This is a genomic window from Spirulina sp. 06S082 (assembly GCF_034932145.1).
Taxonomy (GTDB): domain Bacteria; phylum Cyanobacteriota; class Cyanobacteriia; order Cyanobacteriales; family Spirulinaceae; genus CCY15215.
This window is the reverse complement of record NZ_JAYGHV010000438.1, coordinates 1-7256: the sequence shown is the minus strand read 5'-3', so window position 1 is coordinate 7256 and position 7256 is coordinate 1. Positions and strand designations below refer to the sequence as shown.

At 43.7% G+C, this 7256-nt stretch carries 8 protein-coding genes; all 8 read right to left on the bottom strand.

The features are described from left to right. Positions 1-75 precede the first annotated feature (75 nt). The 8 genes from VB714_RS26315 to bchD all read right to left on the bottom strand — a co-directional run bounded on the left by VB714_RS26315 (position 76) and on the right by bchD (position 6824). Complete coding sequence (locus tag VB714_RS26315; RefSeq protein WP_323228228.1) at positions 76-498, bottom strand: hypothetical protein; 423 nt, start codon at positions 496-498, stop codon at positions 76-78. Between the two features lie 284 nt (positions 499-782). Further along, complete coding sequence (locus VB714_RS26310; protein ID WP_323228226.1) at positions 783-3089, bottom strand: ATP-dependent helicase; 2307 nt, start codon at positions 3087-3089, stop codon at positions 783-785. 14 nt (positions 3090-3103) lie between these two features. Then, on the bottom strand, positions 3104-3484 hold the full coding sequence (locus VB714_RS26305) for a 4a-hydroxytetrahydrobiopterin dehydratase (protein ID WP_323228224.1): 381 nt from the start codon (positions 3482-3484) through the stop codon (positions 3104-3106). 83 nt (positions 3485-3567) lie between these two features. Further along, complete coding sequence (locus VB714_RS26300; RefSeq protein ID WP_323228221.1) at positions 3568-3891, bottom strand: type II toxin-antitoxin system PemK/MazF family toxin; 324 nt, start codon at positions 3889-3891, stop codon at positions 3568-3570. Then, positions 3885-4148, bottom strand: coding sequence for a hypothetical protein (locus VB714_RS26295; RefSeq protein WP_323228219.1), 264 nt, complete (start codon positions 4146-4148; stop codon positions 3885-3887). Before VB714_RS26295 ends, VB714_RS26300 begins: the two co-directional genes overlap by 7 nt. 72 nt (positions 4149-4220) lie before the next feature. Further along, positions 4221-4535: a PIN domain-containing protein gene (locus tag VB714_RS26290; protein ID WP_323228216.1), complete on the bottom strand. Its 315-nt coding sequence runs from the start codon at positions 4533-4535 to the stop codon at positions 4221-4223. Beyond that, positions 4532-4810: a hypothetical protein gene (locus tag VB714_RS26285; RefSeq protein ID WP_323228213.1), complete on the bottom strand. Its 279-nt coding sequence runs from the start codon at positions 4808-4810 to the stop codon at positions 4532-4534. Before VB714_RS26285 ends, VB714_RS26290 begins: the two co-directional genes overlap by 4 nt. Before the next feature lie 40 nt (positions 4811-4850). Next, positions 4851-6824, bottom strand: a complete 1974-nt coding sequence (gene bchD / locus VB714_RS26280; protein ID WP_323228211.1) for a magnesium chelatase ATPase subunit D — start codon at positions 6822-6824, stop codon at positions 4851-4853. Between the last annotated feature and the right edge of the window lie 432 nt (positions 6825-7256).

The following is a 7256-nucleotide window of genomic DNA, read 5'->3' as shown; positions in this document are numbered from 1 at the left end:
GTCGTGACCCAAATAACGTAGTACGCTGGGTACTTAGTCTGGTCAGAATGGCTTGTCAGATTTCTCTTTCAAGCCTCACGCCTTTAGGCTGAGGTTCCTGACACTAAATTGCCGATCGCGGGTAATACTAATGACATTGCCATTAGGATGTAAGCCGCGAATATCGTAACTATACCCCCAACCAATACAAAGATGACAGCCGCGATCGAGCAAAGCTGTCATCCTCAATAAGATTTCTTCATCAACACTACGCTTGTTTAACCAAGGACTGACAATAATTAGAGATTCTCGTGCAGACTCGATAGACTCAATCAAAACCACCCGACTCGCCGCACGTCCCTTAATCAGTTGATTTTGCAACCTTTTCGCAGTTTCTACATTTTTATAGAACTCTCGGAATTCCCGTAAAAGTTCCGCACCATCAGAGCGATCTGCAAGTTTAGCCAAGATTGCCCACAGATCTTTACTAGAAGAGGGATCGAATGATTCAAAATACATTCTTCTTTAATTCTCAGTTTTTATATCGCATATAGGAATTATATAGGAATATTTCTTTTTTTGCTGGGGTTTTGGAATATTTTTCTGAATGTGATTTTCTGCAATATAACATTTTTGGAATATAAAATATTTGCCCTGCCCTTTGTAGAAACAAGATATACCTTGTCTCAAGGGGGTTTGCGGCGTTCGTATAATCGGGTCTGCGATCGCCGGATTTGGTATAGGGTTAACGAAAACTTTAGAAATTTCCCCGATTTTCTAATTTATTTTGCTTGTTTCTGTACTTAACATTTTTCTACCTCTCTTAATAAAAGGGCTAACTTATTCTTTAAAGCCGCGATCGCCGGACAGGGTTTTTTCATCTGAAGATTATCTGCTGATTGTCCATTAAAAATACTCCAACGAAAGGGACCCTTTTTCGCGGCTGACATCCAGAGTAATCGTTTTGCCCGCGTCATGGCAACATAAAGTAAGCGATATTCTTCTGCTTTTTTTAACTGATTGGCTTCTTCCCATGCTTGCAAAGGTGGAGCAAATGAGGTTATTTTATCGGCTTCTCCTAAAGATTCTAAATGAGCATTATGAACAGCAGTACGAATTTGAGCGCGGGCGACTTCATCTAAGGTCAAATCTCCTAAAAACTTACTCGCTGTCGGTACCCAAGGCGATCCAGGAATGATATCTTCATGCAGAAAAGGAATAAAGACATAATCCCAATCTAATCCTTTCGCTTTGTGCATGGTAATAATAGTTAATTGACCCGAACGAATATAAAGATCGTCGGATTCTTCTTGAACTCCTTCAAAACGTTCAGAAGCAACGATTTCTTGTAAGGCTTCAATAATCGCTTTCAGAGATTTATTACCTAAAGTTTGTTTAACGGTTCTTTCTGCTAATTTCTGCACGGTTGCTAATTCCGATCCTGTATATTTCATGGTCATGCCCAAAAAAGAAATGAGATGATAGGAGGGCAATTCTAAACGGGCGCGAAGGAGATTATTACAATATCTCCTTGCATTTTTAACGTGCTGTTTTTGGGGCGGATCGAGAGGAGTAGGATAGAGAAATTGTTCTGGAGAAGTGGCTAAAGCGTTGAGGTCTTGCGTAGCAATAAGATCGCGTTGTTCGAGGATTTCTAATGCCCCTTTCAGATTATCTGGAGAATGGGGACGATCTAAAAATGCTAACAATTTGAGCATTTCTGCGGGAATTTTGGAATGACGTTCCATTTCTCCCACTTCATAGATGTTAAAATCTCCATCTTTTTGCAGAGGCTTAAGTTTTTCGGCGAGAAAATGTGCTTGGCGATTTTCTCGGACTAAAATGGCGGCATTATGTTGGGGATTTTGAGATAATAAGGCGATCGCGCGTTTGCCAATTTCTTCTACGGTTTGATACACATCATCGGGAGTATAAATTTCTACCCCTTTTCCGGTGGCGATCGGGTTTGCATCGGGTTGAGGATCGTCGGGATCGACGGGGTGAATATTTTGCCTTTTGAAGGGGAGAAGTAAGTTATTTTGTTTTCTGGCTTTTTTCTGGTTTTCCTCCCACCATAATTGGTTTGTCCAGTTCAAAACAAAGTTCGCGGACTGTAAAATAATAGGGCTGCTACGTCCCGATCGATCCATTGTTGCGAGATTGCCCTGGCGATCGCACAGATCGCAAAAATGATTAAAATAAAGGGGATCGGCTGGGGTAAAAGTCGAGTTAATGGCTTGGTTGGGATCCCCCACACGAACGAGATTAACTTGGGATGAGTCGGGAGAAGTCGCCAGAATTTGCAATAATTGCGTCTGTAAGGGGGTTGAATCCTGCGCTTCGTCCTCAAATACCCCAAAGACTTGTTTTTGCCACAATTGACGGATTGCGGGGCGTTTTAACACCCGTAAAGCCGCGAGAATCATGTCATCGTAGTCGATGAAATCCCGCGATCGCATAATCTTCTCATATTCGTCGTAAATCCCCGCAGCAACAGCTAAAGTTGCATAAGGATCGTCCAATTCTTGACTCACTCGCCATAAATCCTCCGGTAGAAAACCCGAACTTTTTGCCTCGTGAATGACGGTACTCGCTAAACTCGGTAATACTTCCGTTCGTAACACCGACTGACGGCGCAACCGTTCCGTTTCTTCCCCATCAAAACTGACTCCTTCCAAAAGCAGTTGATAGCGTTGAAAATTCTTGCCGATCCACTGTTCTACGGCACCTTTTAAGAGGCGATGGCTTTGGGTGGGAGTAATTACCGTAGAGGTGTCTAAATTCAACCCAGAGGCTTCAGGATGGCGCGAGGCGATATGTAATGCCAACCCGTGTAAAGTATGGACGACAAAACTACCTTGGGGTAATTGTAGTTTTTGCAGATTTTCGCGAATTTTGTTTTTGATACTGGCTGCAGCAGAACGGGTAAAAGTGACGACGATTAGTTGTTTGCGGGGATGAAGTTGATGGCGAACGATCGCCAGGGCGGCACCGACTGCCATACTATGGGATTTTCCCGCCCCCGGTACCGCCGAGATAGCCAGTTCTCCCCCCTCCCATTCGGCAATATTAAGCTGTCCGGGTCGCAAACTGTTATAGAGTTCTTTCATTCATTATTAGAGATTTAATTCTCTTCGGGAAGATCGGCAAAAAGTTGATTAATTAATTCAGCAACATCAAGATCGAGTTGTGTTAATCCTCCCACATCGTGAGTTGTCAGAATAAGAGTAACTTTATTATATGAAATTGTAATATCAGGATGATGTCCCGCATCGTCTACAGGTTCAACTAAACTTTGCACAAAGGCGATCGCTTCGCGGAAATCACCAAAAACAAACTCTCGGCGCAATAACTGACCCTCTCGCGTCCATTCTGGTAGACTCTCCAATTGTGAGGCGATCGCCGCTTCTTCGAGTCGTAGAGGCAGAGAAAAAGCGCGATCGCCGATCCCTAAACCCAGCAGTAAAAATCCCAAGATAATGAATGGTTGCCAAAAAAATCTCATACAATTTCTCCAAATCTAAATAAATTTTACCTCCTAAATCAGAAATCCCGCTCTTAGCCGCGATCGCAACTCTTGCACGTAAACTATCTAGAGAACATATTGGCCAGTACCTTCAATACTTCTTCTTGTTCACTTTCTTCAATAACACCTAACTTTTTAATTAATCGACTTTGATCGACTGTCCGAATTTGGTCGAGGATAATTTGTCCATCTTTTCCTTGAAAATAGCAATTAACCCGAGTTGAGTAAGAACGTGCCTTCGTTGTCATTGGTGCAATAATGACTGTAGCAATATTGTGATTCATTTCATCCGGTGAAATAACAACGCAAGGACGCTCTTTTCTGATTTCACTCCCGACCGTGGGATTCAGTTGAACCAGATAAATCTCAAAACGACTTACTACCATTTCCATTCTTCATCGTCCCATTGAGTCGTCATATTTCCCCAACCCTCTTCTAGTTGGTCGTCGCCATTTCTAGACATGGCTTTCAATGCTTCATCCCAGCCATTTCTTACTTGTTTTTCGGTTCTATTGGGATCGTTGGCGATCGCAGTGGCGGCTATTTTTTCTGTTTTTAAGGAGACCACGATCGCCTCGATCAATTCTAGGCGATCACGGATAGGTAATTGATAAGCCCGATCCTTGAGTTCTTGTAGAGACATCTTTTTTAATGAACAAATGAAGAAGCAATACTATTCATCTCTATTTTAAATCAGAAATTGCCCCCTTAGCCATCATGGCGATCGCCTTTTCAATTCATTGTCTGTCTCACCCAAACTGTCTAATAATTCGCGAACTCCCAGAATAGGAAGAGAAGACCCGATAAAATCTTGAGGATTCCGAGTGATAATTGCCTCAAGTTTATCACCGATCGCGCAAGCCAATTGCAGGGCATCTTCATAAAAAATATCCGTTATTGTCGTTGCTGTAACATATCCAACAATATCTCCATGACCAATAGCCGAAAATAAGAGTTCTGCATCTTCTCTAAAAGGCTCTCGTTCTAAGAGAAAATCCAAAACAATGTTCGTATCGAGTAAAACTTTCATCCTAAATATTTGTTGATTCTTCTTTCTGCTAACATTTCTTTGACTTCGGTATCAGTGGGAGGTGGAGAATCGGTTTTAGCAATTCCTCGTAGTTTCTCGATCGCACTTTTAATCTTTTGACTGGTTTTAAGTTTTTCGGTTCTATTGGGATCGTTGGCGATCGCAGTGGCGGCTATTTTTTCTGTTTTTAAGGAGCCCACGATCGCCTCGATCAATTCTAGGCGATCGCGGATAGGTAATTGATAAGCCCGATCCTTGAGTTCTTGTAGCAACATCTTTTTTAATGAACAAATGAAGAAGCAGTACCATTCGTCTCTATTTTAAATCAGAAATTGCCCCCTTAGCCATCATGGCGATCGCCTTATCCGTCGCCTTGGGAAGTTGATAGTATTTCCCGCCAGCATTTTTAGCAATTTCCCGGCCAAACCCCGTAGATACGAACTTACTTTCCGTGTCAATTACTAACAATTTAAAACCAATAGAACGAATGCGCCCAGCAATACTTAAAAGTTCCCCTTTAATATCAGGCTTTTCTCCCTCCGGTAAAGTTTCCCCCAGCGATCGCGCTAAAGGAATATTACCTCGCCCGTCGGTAATAGCAACAATAACCACTTGTCCGATATCTCCCGACATCTTTGCATTCATCCCCACATGAACCGCTTGAGATAGTCCATGTGCCAAAGGAGATCCCCCCCCACAGGGTAACTTTTCCAAACGACTTTTGGCCAAAGTAATCGATCGCGTTGGGGGCAAAAATATCTCTGCTTTTTCCCCACGAAAAGGAATTAACGCCACTTGATCGCGATTTTCATAAGCCTCCGTTAATAAACGCATCACCGCCCCTTTCGCCGACTGCATTCGGTTTAACGCCATCGATCCCGACGCATCCACCACAAAGATAATTAACGCCCCCGCCTTTCTCGCCAACCGCTTCGATCGCAAGTCTCCCTGTTCTACAATCACTTTTCGGTTAGGATAGCGCAACCGCCGCGATTTTTGATAAGGTGCCGCCGCCCGTAAAGTCGCATCCACTGCCACCCGCATCACCTTCCCCTTCGGTAACATAGGCTTAATATAGCGCCCGCGATCGTCGGAAAAAATCAAACTCCGCGCCCCCGTATTTCCCTGTCGTTGCGCCATCTGTGCAAAATACAAGACACTCGGATCGAGAATTACCCCTTCAGGATCGAAAATAAACTCCTCGGGAATTTGTGGGGGTTCTTGTTGTTCTTCCTGCTTTTCTTCCTCATCTTCCCTCTCTTCCTCATCTTCCTCTTCTCCCCCATCCTCATCTTGGGGAGGAGGGGGAGGAGGAGGGGGTGCTTGTTGGTCGTCTTCTGGTGGTGGAATAAAGGACGATCGCGGCACAATGACCAATTCTACCGCCCGGCGCAAGTCTTCCGAGGTGACATCCTCCCGTCCCTCTAACGCCGCTACAGCCTTAGCAACCCGCAGGGCAAAAAGTTCCCCCCGATGTCCTTGTACTCCCCCGCGAAGGGCTTCCTGTACCAAATAAGAGATTTGTTCCTCGGTTAATTCAACATCCTTTAAATACTCTCGCGCTAGTAAAATATTGGTTTTAATACTTTCAATATCTTCATCGTATTGGTCGATAAATAGTTGAGGGGAATGGGAATAAGCGATCGCCCTTTCCACTGCTTCCACCCGACTATCCAACGCTAAAACCCCATCCGCCGATAAACTAATGGCAATGCGATCGCGCAAGTGTTCTCGTAATGCCCCTTCATCAGGATTATAGGTGGCAATGAGAATCGGTCGGCAAGGATGTTCGATACTAATCCCTTCTCGTTCAATGCGATTTTTTCCCTCTGTTAAAACCGTCAAAAGTTGGTTGCTAATTTGGTCATCGAGGAGGTTAATTTCATCAATATAGAGAACCCCTCGATGTGCCTTCGCTAAAAGTCCAGGCTGAAAAATAGGTTCTCCTTCCTTTACTGACTTTTCTACATCCACCGACCCCAATAAGCGGTCTTCCGTCACTCCCAAAGGGATTTGTACGAAAGGGGCCGCAACAATTTCAGTTTCCCCCATTTCTTCTTCAGGGGCAGCATTGTAGTAAGAAGTTTTCACCACTTCTATCGGCGGTAAAAGGGCATGAATTGCCCGCGCCATCACTGATTTAGCCGTTCCTCGACGACCGGCAATGACGACTCCGCCCAATCCAGGATCGACGGCGGCTAACAGTAAAGCCAGTTTGATCGCGTCTTGTCCCACCACTGCTGTGAGGGGGAAGTTCAGGGGTTGAGAAGGGGGTGCTAGGGTTGCCATTCGGTGAATTTCGCGAGGTGCAGTTTTTTACTTTACCATCCGACCGCGATCGCGAACCGAGGTTTTCCGTATCATTCTCATTTTTCTGATTTGATTTTTAAGCGTCAAATCATCTTATCTGCCTGATTAAGCCAACACTACTTACGTGGTTATTTTTATTTTCATAAAGTAAACTTTGTTAGTGCGAGAAAATACAGAGAAGAAGGGGATTTTTCGCCAAAAAATAATAATAAATCAATCTAAATCAAGCAAAAAGCGATGCGATCGCCATCAATATCATGCCAAGTTTACAGAATCTTCATCTACAAGGATAATATTTATACAGTTTCTTTAAGTCCAATCTCTACTCATGGTGATATCCTAAATAATAAGGGGAAAAGTTGCATTTACTTTTAAAAATAAATCAGAGAGAGGAAAGGAGTCATGGGTCAA